Source organism: Pseudomonas sp. GNP012, from assembly GCF_054343835.1.
In genome coordinates this window covers 5,282,543-5,299,312 of record NZ_JBTGUU010000001.1, presented here as the reverse complement: position 1 = coordinate 5,299,312, position 16,770 = coordinate 5,282,543, and the positions used below count along the sequence as shown (strand labels likewise).

The 16,770-nt window shown below is 60.8% G+C and carries 15 protein-coding genes; 10 read left to right on the top strand and 5 right to left on the bottom strand.

From position 1 onward, the window contains the following. Positions 1 to 162: 162 nt before the first annotated feature. The gene (locus tag ACXX83_RS24070; RefSeq protein ID WP_015097356.1) at positions 163 to 408 is read left to right on the top strand and encodes a DUF1127 domain-containing protein; all 246 of its coding nucleotides are present in this window, start codon (positions 163 to 165) and stop codon (positions 406 to 408) included. Between the two features lie 143 nt (positions 409 to 551). Here ACXX83_RS24070 and ACXX83_RS24065 read toward each other — a convergent pair whose 3' ends face one another. Continuing rightward, positions 552 to 1,859, bottom strand: coding sequence for an NAD(P)/FAD-dependent oxidoreductase (locus tag ACXX83_RS24065; RefSeq protein ID WP_458549771.1), 1,308 nt, complete (start codon positions 1,857 to 1,859; stop codon positions 552 to 554). Between the two features lie 147 nt (positions 1,860 to 2,006). Here ACXX83_RS24065 and ACXX83_RS24060 point away from each other — a divergent pair, with 147 nt between their 5' ends. Next, positions 2,007 to 2,360 carry a YkgJ family cysteine cluster protein gene (locus ACXX83_RS24060; RefSeq protein ID WP_007975156.1) on the top strand — a complete coding sequence of 118 codons (354 nt, stop codon included), beginning with the start codon at positions 2,007 to 2,009 and terminating at the stop codon, positions 2,358 to 2,360. 135 nt (positions 2,361 to 2,495) lie between these two features. Here ACXX83_RS24060 and ACXX83_RS24055 read toward each other — a convergent pair whose 3' ends face one another. Next, positions 2,496 to 2,984: an Lrp/AsnC ligand binding domain-containing protein gene (locus ACXX83_RS24055; RefSeq protein ID WP_007975155.1), complete on the bottom strand. Its 489-nt coding sequence runs from the start codon at positions 2,982 to 2,984 to the stop codon at positions 2,496 to 2,498. Between the two features lie 157 nt (positions 2,985 to 3,141). Between ACXX83_RS24055 and dadA the strand changes: the two genes are divergently transcribed. From dadA to ACXX83_RS24025, 6 genes are all read left to right on the top strand, one after another. Next, positions 3,142 to 4,446 (top strand): D-amino acid dehydrogenase, encoded by a 1,305-nt coding sequence (gene dadA / locus ACXX83_RS24050; RefSeq protein ID WP_126048278.1) that lies wholly within the window; start codon positions 3,142 to 3,144, stop codon positions 4,444 to 4,446. Beyond that, entirely contained in the window at positions 4,418 to 4,771 is a 354-nt protein-coding gene (locus ACXX83_RS24045; protein ID WP_007975152.1) for a RidA family protein, read from the top strand. The genes dadA and ACXX83_RS24045 overlap by 29 nt, the downstream gene beginning before the upstream one ends. 97 nt (positions 4,772 to 4,868) lie before the next feature. Continuing rightward, positions 4,869 to 5,942: an alanine racemase gene (alr, locus tag ACXX83_RS24040; protein ID WP_458549770.1), complete on the top strand. Its 1,074-nt coding sequence runs from the start codon at positions 4,869 to 4,871 to the stop codon at positions 5,940 to 5,942. Between the two features lie 128 nt (positions 5,943 to 6,070). Beyond that, the gene (locus ACXX83_RS24035) at positions 6,071 to 6,619 is read left to right on the top strand and encodes a cupin domain-containing protein (protein WP_015097353.1); all 549 of its coding nucleotides are present in this window, start codon (positions 6,071 to 6,073) and stop codon (positions 6,617 to 6,619) included. 182 nt (positions 6,620 to 6,801) lie between these two features. Beyond that, the gene (locus tag ACXX83_RS24030) at positions 6,802 to 7,224 is read left to right on the top strand and encodes a c-type cytochrome (RefSeq protein WP_015097352.1); all 423 of its coding nucleotides are present in this window, start codon (positions 6,802 to 6,804) and stop codon (positions 7,222 to 7,224) included. Between the two features lie 259 nt (positions 7,225 to 7,483). Further along, positions 7,484 to 9,406 (top strand): acetyl-CoA hydrolase/transferase C-terminal domain-containing protein, encoded by a 1,923-nt coding sequence (locus ACXX83_RS24025; RefSeq protein ID WP_458549769.1) that lies wholly within the window; start codon positions 7,484 to 7,486, stop codon positions 9,404 to 9,406. A gap of 129 nt (positions 9,407 to 9,535) precedes the next feature. On the opposite strand, the gene ACXX83_RS24020 is transcribed toward ACXX83_RS24025, so the two are convergent. Together ACXX83_RS24020 and rep are read right to left on the bottom strand one after the other, a co-directional pair. Further along, positions 9,536 to 10,108 (bottom strand): xanthine phosphoribosyltransferase, encoded by a 573-nt coding sequence (locus tag ACXX83_RS24020; protein WP_007975145.1) that lies wholly within the window; start codon positions 10,106 to 10,108, stop codon positions 9,536 to 9,538. Between the two features lie 55 nt (positions 10,109 to 10,163). Then, positions 10,164 to 12,173, bottom strand: coding sequence for a DNA helicase Rep (gene rep, locus ACXX83_RS24015; protein ID WP_007975144.1), 2,010 nt, complete (start codon positions 12,171 to 12,173; stop codon positions 10,164 to 10,166). 264 nt (positions 12,174 to 12,437) lie between these two features. Here rep and ACXX83_RS24010 point away from each other — a divergent pair, with 264 nt between their 5' ends. After that, positions 12,438 to 14,111 (top strand): putative bifunctional diguanylate cyclase/phosphodiesterase, encoded by a 1,674-nt coding sequence (locus tag ACXX83_RS24010; RefSeq protein WP_458549768.1) that lies wholly within the window; start codon positions 12,438 to 12,440, stop codon positions 14,109 to 14,111. Between the two features lie 135 nt (positions 14,112 to 14,246). Here the strand turns inward: ACXX83_RS24010 and ACXX83_RS24005 are convergent, their stop codons facing one another. After that, on the bottom strand, positions 14,247 to 15,644 hold the full coding sequence (locus ACXX83_RS24005; RefSeq protein ID WP_095964442.1) for a NorM family multidrug efflux MATE transporter: 1,398 nt from the start codon (positions 15,642 to 15,644) through the stop codon (positions 14,247 to 14,249). Between the two features lie 157 nt (positions 15,645 to 15,801). On the opposite strand from ACXX83_RS24005, the gene ACXX83_RS24000 reads away from it, so the two are divergent. Further along, positions 15,802 to 16,722: a LysR substrate-binding domain-containing protein gene (locus tag ACXX83_RS24000; RefSeq protein ID WP_015097348.1), complete on the top strand. Its 921-nt coding sequence runs from the start codon at positions 15,802 to 15,804 to the stop codon at positions 16,720 to 16,722. The last annotated feature ends 48 nt before the right edge of the window (positions 16,723 to 16,770 follow it).

Genomic DNA, 16,770 nt, shown 5'->3' with positions numbered 1-16,770 from the left:
GATGATTCGGTTAACCAGTACAGATCAGACGAAAAAACGGGATTCAGTGGCGGAATCGGCAAAACTGTATGGAGTTAATACAGTTGCTTTGAATCTGTAATGCTTTTTCCCGCCCGCGCATCATGGAACCTCTGGCTACCCAAGTAAACAGGAGCATCCAAGATGAACGGTTTGAGCGATGTGCGGCTGACATTACACAGTCAGGAACTGGCGACAGGGCAGAACAACGGCGCGCGGGAGGCGGGCATGCACAATGCGTCGTCCGGCCTGAGTCGTTGGGATCAGTTCTGGCGTCGGCTGCACACGCGCAAGGCGTTGCTGGCGCTGACACCGGATCAGCTCAAGGATATCGGGCTGACGCGGGAGCAGGCGTTGGAGGAGGGGCTGAAGCCTTTCTGGCGGATCTGAATGTTGCAGTTTTCTTCAGGGCCTCATCGCGGGCAAGCCCGCTCCCACAAGGACCGGCGGTGAACACAATTCTTGTGAACACCATCATTCCCTGTGGGAGCGAGCTTGCTCGCGATAACGTCGGCACAGACACCGCCAATCCTTCAGACCAACTCTTTAAGCCGATGCCACAACATCCCCAGCGCCAGCAACGGTGAGCGCAAATGCTTGCCGCCGGGGAAGGTGATGTGCGGCACCCTGGCGAACAGATCGAAGCCGCCGCTGTGCTGGCCGCTGATGGCTTCGGCCAGCAGTTTGCCGGCCAGGTGCGTGGTATTCACGCCATGACCTGAATAGGCCTGGGCGTAATACACGTTCGGCTGGTCCTTGAGCCGCCCGATCTGCGGCAGGCGGTTGGCGCCGATGCCGATCATGCCGCCCCATTGGTACTCGATCTTCACTGCGCTCAGCTGCGGGAAAACCTCGAGCATTTTCGGACGCATGTACGCGGCGATGTCTTTCGGGTCGCGGCCGGAGTAATGGCAAGCGCCGCCAAACAGCAGGCGCCGGTCCGCCGAGAGCCGGTAGTAGTCCAGCGCCACCCGTTGGTCACAGACCGCCATGTTCTGCGGCAGCAGGGCGTGGGCCTGTTCTTCGCCCAGTGGTTCGGTGGCGATGATGTAGCTGCCGGCGGGCAGGACTTTACCGCTGAGTTCCGGGTTGAGGTTGTTGAGGTAGGCGTTGCAGCCCAGCACCAGGGTCTTGGCTCGCACCGAGCCCTCGGCGGTATGGACCTTGACCTCGGGGCCATAGTCGATGCGGGTCACGGCCGACTGCTCGAACAGTCGGACCCCCAGTCGTTGCGCAGCCGCCGCTTCGCCCAAGGCCAGGTTCAGTGGATGCAGGTGCCCCGAGCCCATATCGATCAGGCCACCGACGTACCGTGTGGAGCCGACCACGGTGTGCATCTCATTGGCTTGCAGCAAACGGGTCTCGTAGCGATACCCGAGGCTGCGCAGTTCTTCGGCATCCTCGGCGAACCCTTCAAGGTCGCGTGGCTTGTTGGCGAGGTCGCAGTAACCCCAGGTCAGGTCGCAGGGGATCTGGAAGCGCTCGACCCGTTGCCGGACGATTTCCACGGCTTCCAGGCCCATGAGTTTCATTTGCCGCACGCCATCGGCACCGATGACGTTGGCGAACTGATCGAGGCCGTGGCCGACGCCGCGAATCAGTTGCCCGCCATTGCGTCCACTGGCGCCCCAACCGATTCTGTGGGCCTCAAGCAACACCACGCTGAGCCCGCGTTCGGCCAGCTCAAGCGCCGTGTTCAACCCCGAAAAACCGCCACCCACCACACAGACATCGGCCCGCACTTCGCCTTTGAGCACCGGAAGTTCGGGCTGCGGCAGGCTGGTGGCGGCGTAGTAGGACGCGGTGTGGTTCAGAGCAGGCTGTTGAGCACGGGGGGTCATGTGCGTATTCCTGATTCTTGCGTTTAGAAAATTTGACGGAGCATATGCCGGACTTTCCCGGACGGGCAACATTGGTCGGCTGGTACTGTCTGGATCGGGGATTTTGCGTCAGAATCGCGCTCTATTCCGCTTTGGGTCACCGCTGCAATGAGCTGCAACAGCCAGACAATCCGCACATTGCGCCAACAGATTCCCTCGTTCGAGTGCGTGCCCGGCTGCCATGACTGCTGCGGGCCGGTGACCACCTCGCCGGAAGAAATGTCGCGCCTGCCGCGCAAGACGCGCGCCGAGCAGGATGCCGCCATGGAAGAGCTCAACTGTGTGCATCTGGGGCCCAATGGCTGCACTGTGTATGACGAACGGCCGCTGATCTGCCGGTTGTTCGGCACCACCAAGACCTTGCCATGCCCCAATGGGCGCGGGCCAGTGGAGTTGATCCATCCGCGGGTGGAGAAGCAGGTGTTCGAGTACATGGCCAGCACCCGGCAAGTGCTGGTCTAGATAGACCGAGTCGCTGCCTTCGCGAGCAAGCCCGCTCTCACATTGGATCTTCAGTGGCCACAGATTTGTGTACGGCTGCGATCAACTGTGGGAGCGGGCTTGCTCGCGAAAGCGGCTGAACAGACTCCGCCAATCTCAATCCGGAATCGGCAGGGTCAAACTCTCCTTCACCTCTTCCATCACGATATAGCTCTTGGACTCCCGCACATGGGGCAGCTTGAGCAGGATGTCGCCCAGTAACTTGCGGTACGAGGCCATCTCGGAAATCCGCGCCTTCACCAGGTAGTCGAAATCCCCTGACACCAGATGACACTCCAGTACATGGGGCAGTTTCAGCACCGCGCGTCGGAACTCTTCGAAAGTGTCGCCGGATTTGTAATCCAGGCTGATCTCGACGAACACCAGCAGACTACCCTTCAGGTGTTGCGGATTGAGCCTGGCGTTGTAGCCCATGATGATCCCCTCGCGCTCCAGTCGCCGGACCCGCTCAGTACAGGGCGTGGTCGAGAGCCCGACCTTTTCCCCAAGCTCGGTAAAGGAAATCCGCCCGTCCGCTTGCAGGATCCGCAGGATGTTGCGGTCGATCTTGTCCAGCTCACGTTTAGTCTGAGTGTTGGTCCGCATAGGGGATGCGCCTCCGTGAAAAGGGTTTTTGCCGAGAATTGTCGCCAAATATAGGCGCTTATATAGTGAAAAGCACTGGCAAATCTTTTTTACACTGCGCGCATCTAAAGCTCTGAACAACAAACGTCAGCGGTTAGCCGCGATGAGGGATATGAAAATGCGCGTCATGGTCTTGGGCAGCGGCGTCATCGGTACCACCAGTGCTTATTATCTGGCCCGTGCCGGGTTTGAAGTGGTGGTCGTCGACCGGCAGCCGGCTGCTGCCATGGAGACCAGTTTCGCCAACGCCGGGCAGGTCTCGCCGGGTTATGCCTCGCCGTGGGCTGCACCGGGTGTGCCGCTCAAGGCCATCAAGTGGCTGTTGCAGCGCCACGCGCCCCTGGCAATCAAGGCCACTGCCGACATCGACCAGTACCTGTGGATGGCACAGATGCTGCGCAACTGCACCGCCAGCCGTTATGCGGTGAACAAGGAGCGCATGGTCCGTCTGTCCGAGTACAGCCGTGACTGCCTCGATGAACTGCGCGCTGAAACCGGCATCGCCTACGAAGGCCGCAGCCTTGGTACGACCCAACTGTTCCGCACCCAGGCCCAGCTGGACGGCGCTGCGAAAGACATCGCGGTGCTGAAAGAGTCCGGCGTGCCGTTCGAACTGCTCGACCGCGAAGGCATCGCTCGCGTTGAACCGGCGCTGGCCAGCGTGACTGACATCCTCGCCGGTGCCCTGCGCCTGCCGAACGACCAGACTGGCGACTGCCAGATGTTCACCACCAAGCTCGCAGAAATGGCCGCGAACCTCGGCGTGCAATTCCGCTTCGGCCAGGACATTCAGCGCCTGGACTTCGCCGGTGACCGCATCAATGGCGTGTGGATCGACGGCAAGCTGGAAACCGCCGACCGCTACGTGCTTGCTCTCGGCAGCTACTCGCCGCAACTGCTCAAGCCGCTGGGGATCAAGGCGCCGGTGTACCCGCTCAAGGGCTACTCCCTGACTGTGCCGATCACCAACTCGGCGATGGCCCCGACCTCGACCATTCTCGACGAGACCTACAAGGTCGCGATCACCCGTTTCGACAACCGCATCCGCGTCGGCGGCATGGCCGAGATTGCCGGTTTTGACCTGTCGCTGAACCCGCGTCGCCGGGAAACCCTGGAGATGATCGTCAACGATCTTTATCCTCAGGGCGGCGATCTGGCCCAGGCCAGCTTCTGGACCGGTCTGCGTCCGACCACTCCGGACGGCACGCCGATCGTTGGCGCCACCCCGTTCAAGAACCTGTTCCTGAACACCGGTCACGGCACGCTCGGCTGGACCATGGCCTGTGGCTCCGGCCGTTTGCTGGCTGACCTGATGGCGAAGAGAAAGCCGCAGATCAGCGCCGAAGGCCTCGATATTTCCCGTTATGGCAACAAAACCCAGGAGTCTGCAAAGCATGTCAGTCCAGCGCCAGCTCACCAATGAGCGCATGAGTCAGATCGTCACCCATAACGGCACGGTTTACCTGGCCGGACAGGTAGGCGACGACATGAACGCCGGGATTGAACAGCAGACCCGTGAAACCCTCGCCAACATCGAGCGTTTGCTCGATCTGGCCGGCACCGACAAGCACAACCTGCTGTCGGTGACGATTTACCTGAAAGACATCGATGCGCATTTCGAAGGCATGAACGCGGTGTGGGACAACTGGCTGCCAAAAGGCGTCGCCCCGGCCCGTGCCACCGTTGAAGCGAAATTGTGCGAACCGGAAATCCTGGTCGAGCTGTCAGTTGTAGCCGCTCTGCCATAAGCTTTCAGACAGATCCCTCTCCCGGTGCTGTTGGCGGTTCACGCTGTCAGCCAGCGCCGGTTTTTCTTCCCGATAACCCGACCAGAAGTCTGCCGCCATGCGCCCTGCCCGTGCCCTGATCGACCTTCAAGCCCTGCGCAACAACTACCGAATCGCCCGTGAACTCACGGGGGCCAAGGCCCTCGCGGTGATCAAGGCCGATGCCTATGGCCATGGCGCGGTGCGTTGCGCCCAGGCGCTGGAAGCCGAAGCGGACGGGTTTGCCGTGGCCTGCATCGAAGAGGCGCTGGAACTGCGGGCGGCGGGCATTCGTGCACCGGTCCTGCTGCTGGAAGGTTTTTTCGAAGCCGATGAGCTGGCGCTAATCGTCGAGCATGATTTCTGGTGCGTGGTGCATTCGCTGTGGCAACTCGAAGCCATCGAGAAAGCGGCGTTGAGCAAGCCGATCACCGTGTGGCTGAAACTCGATTCGGGCATGCACCGCGTGGGGCTGCATCCGGCGGATTATCAGGCGGCCTACCAACGGCTGCTGGCCAGCGGCAAGGTCGCGAAAGTAGTGCTGATGAGCCACTTTGCGCGTGCCGATGAACTGCACGAACAAGCCAGTGCCGATCAGGTGGCGGTATTTGAAGTGGCGCGCAAGGGCTTGTCCGCCGAGGTCAGCCTGCGCAACTCGCCGGCGGTGCTCGGTTGGCCGCAGATTCCGAGCGATTGGGTGCGTCCCGGCATCATGCTCTATGGCGCCACGCCGTTCGAAGAGGCCAACGAAGTTGCCTCACGCTTGCAACCCGTGATGACCCTGGAATCGAAAGTCATCAGTGTCCGCGAACTGCCGGCTGGCGAGCCAGTCGGTTACGGCGCCAGATTCGTCACGCCCAAACCGATGCGCATTGGTGTGGTGGCCATGGGTTACGCCGACGGTTACCCGCGTCTGGCACCGACCGGCACCCCGGTGCTGGTTGCCGGGCAGCGCAGCCAGTTGATCGGCCGGGTGTCAATGGACATGCTCTGCATCGACCTGACCGATGTTCCGCAGGCCGGTCTCGGTTCGACCGTCGAGTTGTGGGGCAAAAACATCCTTGCCAGCGATGTAGCCATGGCAGCCGGGACGATTCCTTACCAGATTTTCTGCAACCTGCGCCGTGTGCCACTGCTCTATTCCGGGGCTTAGTGCGCAAGGCTCCAGACCGGAAGTCGCCTCGCTGAGCAGGATTCAGGTCAAGGTGTTGTAAATACTGAACGCTGTCGCCATGATAACGTCCACTATTCCAACAATTTTGAATCCTGGAGGCGCAAGCTTTGGACGTCGGTGAACGACTGCAATCCATCCGTAGGCTCAAAGGCCTTTCCCAGCGTGAGCTCGCCAAACGGGCGGGTGTCACCAACAGCACCATTTCGATGATCGAAAAGAACAGCGTGAGCCCTTCGATCAGTTCGTTGCGCAAGGTGTTGGGCGGGATTCCCATGTCCATGGTCGAGTTCTTTTCCGAAGAAATCCTGCAGGAAAAGCCGAGCCAGATCGTCTACAAGGCCAACGAGCTGATCGATATTTCCGATGGTGCCGTGACCATGAAACTGGTCGGCCGGGCCCACCCGAGCCGGGCTATCGCGTTCCTCAATGAAATCTATCCGCCAGGTGCCGACACCGGTGAGGAGATGCTCACCCATGAGGGCGAGGAAACCGGCATCCTGGTCGAAGGAAAACTGGAGCTGGTGGTCGGTCTCGAAACTTTTGTCCTCGAAGCCGGTGATAGCTACTACTTTGAAAGTACCAAGCCACACCGTTTCCGGAATCCGTTCGATGCGCCTGCGCGACTAATCAGCGCAGCCACGCCGGCGAATTTCTAAGAAAAGAGGCGTCCTGCCAGCATTGCAGAGGCGCCCGGGCCGTTTTTCCGCCGCCGCCTAAGACCCTTGCGACTTTGGGGTTGTTTCAGTGCGACGGGCTTACCGCTATACTTGCGCCCGCCTGCGAACCGTGGCCGTAGGCGTGACTAGCCACCATTGAGGGTGAACGCGTGAACCTAATTATGAAAATGCTGGCTGCACCAGCAACCGTATTGGCCCTATGGGCTGTCAGTGTCAGCGCTCAGGCTGCGACTAACGACGATATCGCCAAACGCCTTGAGCCAGTCGGCCAGGTCTGTGTTCAGGGTAAAGAGTGCAAGGGCATGGAAGTGGCCGCTTCCGCCGGCGGCGGTGGTGGTGCAAAAACCCCGGATGAAGTGATTGCAAAACATTGCAACGCTTGCCACGGTTCAGGCCTGTTGGGCGCACCGAAAGTCGGTGATGCTGCCGCTTGGGGCGAGCGCGCCAAGAAAGAAGGTGGTATTGACGGTCTGCTTGCCAAAGCGATCTCCGGTATCAACGCGATGCCGCCAAAAGGCACCTGCGCCGATTGTGCAGACGCCGAACTCAAAGGCGCCATCCAGAAGATGTCCGGCCTGAAGTAAGCGCCAGATCTTCCGCAAAAAACCGTCTTCGGACGGTTTTTTTGTGCCCCCATTCCCTGTAGGAGCGAGCTTGCTCGCGATGAATTCGAAGGCGCCGTGGGGTGTCAGGCTCGCCGCGTTATCGTTGACGACCATCGCGAGCGAGCTCGCTCCTACAAGGTATTTGTGTCGGGCGGTTGGCCGATACAGGCTGTTCATTGCAGCAAAGACCCGGCAATCTCGGTCCAAACCCAAGTCATGGAACGTGAGGGAGGATCCGATGGTTCAGCTGTGCTCTATCGAACAGGCAGTCGATGACGTCCTGGCAAGGTTGCCGGCGCATATCCACATGGGCTTGCCTCTGGGGTTGGGCAAGCCCAATCACTTCGTCAACGCGCTGTATCGACGAATCGCACAGTTGCCCGAGCGGCGGCTGACGATCTACACCGCGTTGTGTCTGGGCCGCCCGCCCTTGGGCGACGGATTGCAAAAGCGCTTCCTCGAGCCCTTTATCGAACGGGTTTTCGGCGATTATCCGGAGCTGGATTTCCTCGCCGACCTGCGTCGCGATCAACTCCCGGGCAACATCCACATCCAGCAGTTTTTCATGCAGCCCGGCAGCCTGCTCAACAGTGCCACGGCGCAGCAGGATTACGTCAGCAGCAACTACAGCCATGCGGCGCGGGACATCAATGCCGCCGGGCTGAACCTGGTGGCGCAACTGGTGGCCAGCCATGCCGAGCATCCCGACCGCTTGAGCCTGAGCTGCAACCCCGACATCACCCTCGACCTGTTGCCGATGATCGCCAAGCGCCGCGCCGCCGGAGAAACCATCCTGATGGTCGGCCAGGTGCACGACGATCTGCCTTACATGCCCGGCGATGCGGAACTGGGCATCGACACCTTTGACTTGCTGATCGATGAGAAAGACCACACCACGCTGTTTTCCACGCCGAACATGCCGGTGGGGTGTCAGGACCATTTCATCGGCTTGCATGCCAGCACCCTGGTGCGTGACGGCGGTACGTTGCAGATCGGCATCGGCGCCATGGGCGATGCGCTGACGGCGGCGCTGCTGGCGCGGCAAGCGGACAACGACGCTTACAAGGCGTTGCTGGCCGACGTAAACCTCAGCCACTGGACGCAACTGATCGAGCGCGAGGGCGGCGCCGATCCCTTCGCCAAAGGCCTGTATGGCTGTAGCGAAATGTTCGTCAATGGCTTGTTGGTACTGGCTGATGCCGGGATCGTGCGGCGCAAGGTTTATCCGGACCTGGCGACCCAACAGCAGGCGAATGCCGGCACCCTCGACGAGGCTGCGCAAACCGATGGCATCTCGGTGCACGGTGGTTTCTTCCTCGGTCCGCGCAGCTACTACGAACGCCTGCGCGAGTTGCCACAAAACAAGCGGCTCGAATTCAACATGACCCGCATCAGCTACATCAATGAGCTTTACGGGCAGGAAGAACTCAAGCGCTTGCAGCGCCTGGATGCGCGGTTCGTCAACACCGCGTTCACCGTGACCTTGCTCGGTGCCGCGGTGGCGGATCAGCTCGAGGACGGACGTGTGCTCAGCGGCGTAGGCGGGCAATACAACTTCGTGGCTCAGGGTCATGCACTGCAGGGCTCGCGCTCGGTGCTACTGCTGCGCAGCTGGCGTGAGTCTGGCGGCGACGTCAGCTCGAACATCGTCTGGGAGTATGGCCACTGCACGATTCCCCGGCACTTGCGGGACATGGTGGTCACCGAATATGGCATCGCCGATCTTCGTGGCAAAACCGATGCTGCAGTGATCGAGGCCTTGCTCAATATCAGCGACTCGCGTTTTCAGTCGGGGTTGATTGAACAGGCGCAGAAGGTCGGCAAATTGCCCAAGGACTTCTGTCTCGATCCGCGCTTTACCGATAACAGTCCGCAGCGGTTGCAGGAGATCCAGGCGCGGCATCCGCTGCTTTTTCCAGAGTATCCACTGGGCTGTGATTTCACCGAGATCGAGCAAGATGTATTGCGGGCACTGAACTGGCTCAAGAGCAAGTTCAAGCTGAGCGAGGTGCTGGAGTTGGGCAAGGCAGCGCTGGATGCGCCGCAAGCAACAGCGTTCCCGGAGCATCTGGAGCGCATGCAGCTGGCCAGCCCGGAGGGGCTGAAGGAGGAGTTGTATCAGCGGTTGCTGCTAACCGGCCTGAAAGCCACCGCGCAATAACAGCTAAACAGGTGATCCCTGTGGGAGCGGGCTTGCCCGCGATGGCGGAGTATCAGCCAACATCAATGTTGAATGTTATGGCCTCATCGCGGGCAAGCCCGCTCCCACAGGTTCGATGGTGTTGCTTGCTTACTCGATAAAGGTCACGACACCATCGGCCAGCGACTTCACGCGAGCCAACGACTCCACGCGATAACCCTGTGAATCCAGCTCCGCACGACCGCCCTGAAACGACTTCTCGATCACGATGCCCAGGCCCGCCACGGTAGCGCCGGCCTGTTTGATGATCGAAATCAGCGCCTGGGACGCCTTACCGTTGGCCAAAAAGTCATCGATGATCAGCACGCGGTCGCTGCTGGTCAGGTGGCGCGGGGAGATGGCCACAGTGCTTTCGGTCTGCTTGGTGAACGAGTACACGGTCGCCGACAGCAGGTTTTCGGTGAGGGTCAGGGACTGGTGCTTGCGGGCGAAGATCACCGGCACGCCGAGGTTCAGACCGGTCATGATCGCCGGGGCGATGCCCGAGGCTTCGATGGTGACGATCTTGGTGATGCCCGAGTCCTTGAACAGCGTGGCGAATTCGTCGCCGATCAGCTTCATCAGGGCCGGGTCGATCTGGTGGTTCAAAAAGGCGTCGACTTTCAGGACCTGGTCGGAAAGCACAATGCCTTGTTCGCGAATTTTCTGGTGCAGGGCTTCCATGAAGCTGTCCTCTTTTGGCGCCTGTGCGCCGAAGGTCATATAAAAGTGGTCAATTCTAGCGCTTTAACATCGCGCGTATATCTGCCAATGCGTTGTTGCCCCGCACGGCTTTGACTTCGGTTGGTGTGTCGTCGTTGCCTTCCCAGGCCAGATCGTCCGGTGGCAACTCATCGAGGAAGCGGCTCGGCGCGCAATCGATGATCTCTCCGTACTGCTTGCGCTTGGCCGCGAAGGTGAAGGCCAGGGTCTGGCGCGCGCGGGTAATGCCAACGTAGGCCAGGCGACGTTCTTCTTCGATGGTGTCGGCTTCGATGCTGGAACGGTGCGGGAGGATTTCCTCCTCCATGCCCATGATGAACACATAGGGGAATTCCAGGCCCTTGGACGCATGCAAGGTCATCATCTGCACGCCTTCGGCGCCGTCTTCCTCTTCCTGCTGACGCTCGAGCATGTCACGCAGGACGAGTTTGCCGATGGCGTCCTCGACGGTCATTTCGCCTTCTTCGTCTTTTTCCAGGGTGTTCTTCAGCGCCTCGATCAGGAACCAGACGTTACCCATGCGGTAATCGGCGGCCTTGTCGCTGGAGCTGTTGGTGCGCAGCCAGTTCTCGTAGTCGATGTCCATGACCATGCTGCGCAGGGCCGAGATCGGGTCTTCGCCGGCGCACTGCTCGCGCACCCTGTCCATGAAGCGCTTGAAACGCGACAGGCGATCGGTGAAGCGGCTGTCCAGATGCTCGCCCAGGCCGATTTCGTCGGTGGCGGCGTACATCGAGATCTTGCGCTCGGTGGCGTAGTTGCCGAGCTTCTCCAGCGTGGTCGAGCCGATCTCGCGGCGCGGCACGTTGATCACCCGCAGGAAGGCGTTGTCGTCATCCGGGTTCACGATCAGGCGGAAGTAGGCCATCAGGTCCTTCACTTCCTGACGGCCGAAAAAGCTGTTGCCACCGGACAGGCGATACGGCACTTGGTGGTGCTGCAATTTCAGCTCGATCAGCTTGGCCTGGTAGTTGCCGCGATAGAGGATCGCGAAATCGCTGTACGGGCGGTCGGTGCGCAAGTGCAGGCTGAGGATTTCCATGGCCACTCGCTCGGCCTCGGCGTCCTCGTTGCGGCAGCGGATCACGCGGATCTCGTCGCCGTGACCCATTTCACTCCACAGCTGTTTTTCGAATTCGTGGGGATTGTTCGAGATCAGTACGTTGGCGCAGCGCAGGATGCGGCTGGTGGAGCGGTAGTTCTGCTCCAGCATCACCACTTTCAAGGACGGGTAGTCCTCCTTGAGCAACATCAGGTTTTCCGGGCGGGCACCGCGCCAGGCATAGATCGACTGGTCATCGTCGCCCACCACGGTGAACTGGTTGCGCTTGCCGATGAGCATTTTCACCAGCAGATACTGGCTGGCGTTGGTGTCCTGGTATTCGTCGACCAGCAGGTAGCGCACCTTGTTCTGCCACTTTTCCAGGATGTCGGCGTGTTCTTCGAACAGCTTCACCGGCAGCAGGATCAGGTCGTCGAAGTCCACTGCGTTGAACGCCTTGAGCGTGCGCTGGTAGTGGGTGTAGACGATGGCGGCGGTCTGCTCCTTGGGGTTGCGCGCGTTTTCCAGGGCCTGGGCCGGCAGGATCAGGTCGTTTTTCCAGGCGCCGATCATGTTCTTGATCTCGTCGACACCGTCGTCGCCCGAGTATTCCTTCTGCATGATGTCGGTCATCAGGGCTTTGACGTCAGTCTCGTCGAAGATCGAGAAGCCCGGTTTGTAGCCCAGCCGCACGTGTTCCTTGCGGATGATGTTCAGGCCCAGGTTGTGGAAGGTGCAAACCGTCAGCCCGCGACCTTCACCGGCACGCAGCAGGGTGCCGACCCGTTCCTTCATCTCGCGGGCAGCCTTGTTGGTAAAGGTCATGGCGACGATGTACTGGGCGCGGATGCCGCAGTTCTGGATCAGGTGCGCGATTTTGCGCGTGATCACACTGGTCTTGCCGGAGCCTGCACCGGCGAGCACCAAAAGAGGGCCGCCGACGTAGCTCACGGCTTCTTGCTGCCGGGGATTGAGTCGGGACATAGGTAATTTCAGGAGTCAGTCACGAAATGGGCCGGCATTTTAACAGGCTCAGCGATTTGTGCTGCTCTGTCCGACTTGTGACGTACCGCGCTATCTGTAATTGCCGGTTTTGTTACTTTCACGCAGGATGCGCAACGAATTTGCGGCTAATGTTCGTAATTCCGGATACAAAGGGCTCGTTTTGATAACTGATGTCATTGTCATTGGTCATCGGGACGGCATAATGCCCGTCGCCTACATCTTTGCAGAGTCTAGGGAGCTAGCTTGTCTACGCCTGTCGAACCCTTGCGTTTGCTGCTACTGGCCGAAGAGCCAGCGTGGGCAGCGTTGTTGCGCGAGTGTCTGGCTCCGATGGGGAGCTCGGCCGTGCTCATCAGCGCGCCGAGTTGGGAGTCGGTCAGCAGCCTGTTCGATGACAACCGCAGTGCGGTGTTATTGACCATCCCGCAACTTCAACCGGCGCCGGGCCGTTGCAGCCTGCCGACGGTGTTGCTGCTCGACCATGAGCCGCTGACCCCGCCCGACGGTGTAAGTGACTGGCTGGTGCGCGATCATCTCGATCCGGGCATGTTACGCCGCTGCCTGCGCCATGTGCGCGAACGTGGCGTGTTGGAAAACACTCTGCAACGCCTGGCCGAGCAAGATCCGCTCACCGGCATCGCCAATCGCCAGGGCTTCCAGACCCTGTTGACGGCGCGCCTGGCGGAAAACGACGGTCGCGGCCTGGCCCTCGGTCATCTCGACCTCGATAACTTTCGTTACGCCAATGACGCCCTCGGCCATCAGGCCGGTGATCGCCTGATCCTGCAAGTGGTGGCGCGGCTCAAGAGCCAGCTTGAAGCCGGCGATCAACTCGCGCGCCTGGGCAGTGATGAATTCGCGCTGCTGATCGATACCCGTCGGGCACCCCAGCGTGCCGAGTGGATGGCCGAGCGCATCAGCGAAGCGCTGGCCGAACCCTATTGGGTCGACGGCGAAAGCTTGTTGATCGGCTCCAGCCTGGGCATCGCTTATGCCCGGGCCCAGGCCGGCGCGGACCCGCTGATGTGGCACGCGCACATTGCCATGCAGCAGGCCAAAAGCACCCAAGGCTGCACCTTTCACATTTTCAACGAACGCATCAATCGCAATGCCCGCAGCATCGCCGACCTCGAAACCGAACTGCGTCGGGCACTTCGCCGCGATGAGCTGGAGTTGCACTACCAGCCACGGCTGAACCTTGAAGACGGACAGATCGTCGGCCTCGAAGCGTTGGTGCGCTGGCGCCATGCCGAGCGCGGCTTGCTGCCACCGAGCGAATTCGTGCCGCTGGCCGAGCAAAGCGGCCTGATCGTGCCGCTGGGCTACTGGGTGATTTCCCGGGCCTTGCGCGACATGCAGGCGCTGCTTGAGCTGGGTTTGCCGCCGTTGCACATGGCGATCAACCTGTCGTTCCGGCAATTCCAGGACAGCCAGTTGCTGTCGACCCTGAGTCGCCTGATTGCCGAGCGCGGCGTCGAGGCGCAGTGGCTGGAGTTCGAACTGACCGAAACGGCCGTGATGCGCCGCAGCGACCTGGTCAAGCAGACCATGGACGCCCTCGGGCGCCTCGGTGTGCGCTTCTCTCTCGACGACTTTGGCACCGGCTTCTCGTCGTTCGTGCACCTCAACAGCCTGCCGATCACTTTGCTGAAAATCGACAAGAGCTTTGTCGGCGGCATGGAACAGCGTGAGGAAAACCGCAAGCTGGTCCACGCGATGATCAACCTGGCGCACAACCTCAACCTTGAGGTGGTCGCCGAAGGTGTGGAGACGCCGGAGCAACTGGATCTGCTGCGTGGGTTCGAATGCGATCAGGTGCAGGGGTATTTGATCAGCAGGCCATTGCCGCTGGCCGAGTTGGTGGAATATCTGATGTTTGGCTCCAGCCAGCAGCCGGCGCTGGAAGTCGTAAGCTGATCACGAGTAATTGTTTGCCACGGAACCCTGTAGGAGCGAGCTTGCTCGCGATGGTCGTCAACGATAACGCTGGTTGGCAGGTGCCCCGCGGCGTTCTCGTGTTTATCGCGAGCGGGCTCGCTCCTACAAGGGATCTCAGTCAGGCTGAGCGACTTCGAAGCGCTGCTCTGACGTCGTTTCGCGCTTGATCATCCGCTTCATCTTCCACTCAAACCCTAGCGTCAGACTCACCGCCGCACACGCCAGCCCCAGCGCCAGGCCCCACCAGACACCCGTCGGCCCCCAGTCCAGGTGGAACGCCATCCACCACGCCGCCGGAGCACCGATCAGCCAATAGCAACCCAGGCCCACCAGGAACGTGGTCTTGGCATCCTTGAGCCCGCGAATGCAGCCCATGGCGATGGTTTGGGTGCCGTCGAACAGCTCGAACCATGCCGCCACCGCCAGCAGGCTCACGGCAAGGTTGATGACATCGCGGAACGCCGGGTCGTTGTGGTCGAGAAACAAACCGACCAACTGATTCGGCAACAGCCAGAAGACCATGGCGAAACACAGCATCGCCGCCGCTCCGAACGCAATGCCGACCCGCCCGGCCAGCCGCGCATCAAGCAGTTGCCCGGCGCCGTAATGCTGACCGATGCGCATGGTGATCGCATAGGAAATCCCCGCCGGCACCATGAACGCCACCGAGACGATTTGCAGGGCGATCTGGTGTGCACCCAGTTGCGTGCTGCCCATGGTGCCCATGCACAGCGCGGCGAAGGCAAACAGCCCGACTTCCACCGCGTAGGTGCCGCCAATCGGCAGGCCCAGACGCCACAGTTCCTTCAGGTACTGGCGGTTCAGCCGCGACAGGCCCTGACGCAGCGGATAGGCCTCATAAGCCGGATGCCGGCGAATGTGCCACGCCAGCGCCAGGGCCATCAGGTTGGCGACAATCGCCGTGACCAGCCCGATGCCCATCAGCCCCAGCTTCGGCAGGCCGAACATGCCGGTAATCAGCGCATAGTTGAGCAGGAAGTTGGCCACGGTCCCGCCCAGGCTGATGACCATCACCGGTGTCGCGCGGCCAATGGCGCTGGTGAACCCGCGCAGAGCCATGAAGCTCAGGTAGCCGGGCAGTGCGAACGGCAGGAAGATCAAAAACTGCCCGGCCATCTGCACATTGCTTTCGGTCTGGCCGAACAGCAGCAGCACCGGTTTGAGGTTCCACAGCAGCAAACCGGCGACCAGCGCCATCAGCCATGCCAGCCACAACCCGGCCTGGGTCAGCCGGGTCGCCCCGAGAATGTCGCCGGCTCCCTGACGGATCGCGACCAGAGTGCCGACGGCAGCAATCACGCCGATGCAGAAAATCGACACGAACGAATAGGTCGCCGCGCCGAGTCCGCCACCGGCCAGCGCCTCGGGACTCAGGCGCGCCATCATCAGGGTGTCGGTGAGGACCATCAGCATGTGCGCCAACTGCGAGGCAATCAGCGGCCCCGCCAGCCGCAGGATGGCCCAGAGTTCAGTACGTGCTGGATGCTGCATGGTCATCACGCTCGATTCTGGAAGTGAACAGGAAAGCGTCGATTCTCGGCGCTCTGCGGCGTTTGCACAAAGGGATAAAAAGGATAGGTAGCATGATTCAAACTCATGCTGGATAGTTTCTGCTAGGGTATCCAAAACTGCTGTAGGAGCTTTCCTGATGTCGCGTCGTCTTCCTCCCTTATATGCCCTGCGCGCATTTGAAGCGGCGGCGCGACACACGTCGTTTACCCGGGCCGCGGAAGAACTGTCGATTACCCAAAGTGCAGTCAGTCGGCATATTCGTACGCTCGAAGAGCATTTTGCCTGCCGCTTGTTTCACCGCAGTGGCCGCAACCTGCAACTGACCGAGTCGGCCCGCTTGCTGTTGCCGGGTATTCGCGAGGGTTTCACTGCCCTGGAGCGCGCCTGCAACACCTTGCGCGCCGAAGACGACATCCTGCGCATGAAAGCCCCGTCGACCCTGACCATGCGCTGGTTGCTGGCGCGCCTCAGTCGCTTCCGTCATCTGCAACCGGGCAACGAAGTGCAGCTGACCAGTGCGTGGATGGACGTCGATTCCGTGGATTTCAACGACGAGCCGTTCGACTGTGCGGTGCTGTTAAGCAACGGACATTTCCCTCCGGACTGGGAGGCGAGTTACCTGTTCCCCGAGGAGTTGATCCCGGTCGGCGCGCCCAACCTGCGGGGCGATCAGCCCTGGGATGTCGAACGCCTGAGCAACACCGAGTTGCTGCACCCGACGCCGGACCGCCGCGACTGGCGCAACTGGCTTGAGCGCATGGGCCTGGCCGAGCAGGTGTCGCTCAAGGGTGGGCAGGTGTTTGACACCCTGGAACTGGGCATGATCGCCGCCGCCCGAGGCTATGGCGTGTCCATGGGCGATCTGCTGATGGTCGCGGAGGACGTGGCTCAGGGACGCTTGAGTCTGCCGTGGCCGACAGCGGTTGCCAGCGGCTTGTGTTACTACCTCGTGTGGCCGAAAACCCGTCCCGGCGGCGAACGCATGCGCCGGCTCAGCGATTTTCTGCAAAACGAAGTCCGATCCATGGAATTGCCCGATGTCGTGCATCTGAGTTGAAAGGATGTCTGCGGTTTCTACCCGGGCAAGCCCGCCCCCCACAGGGTT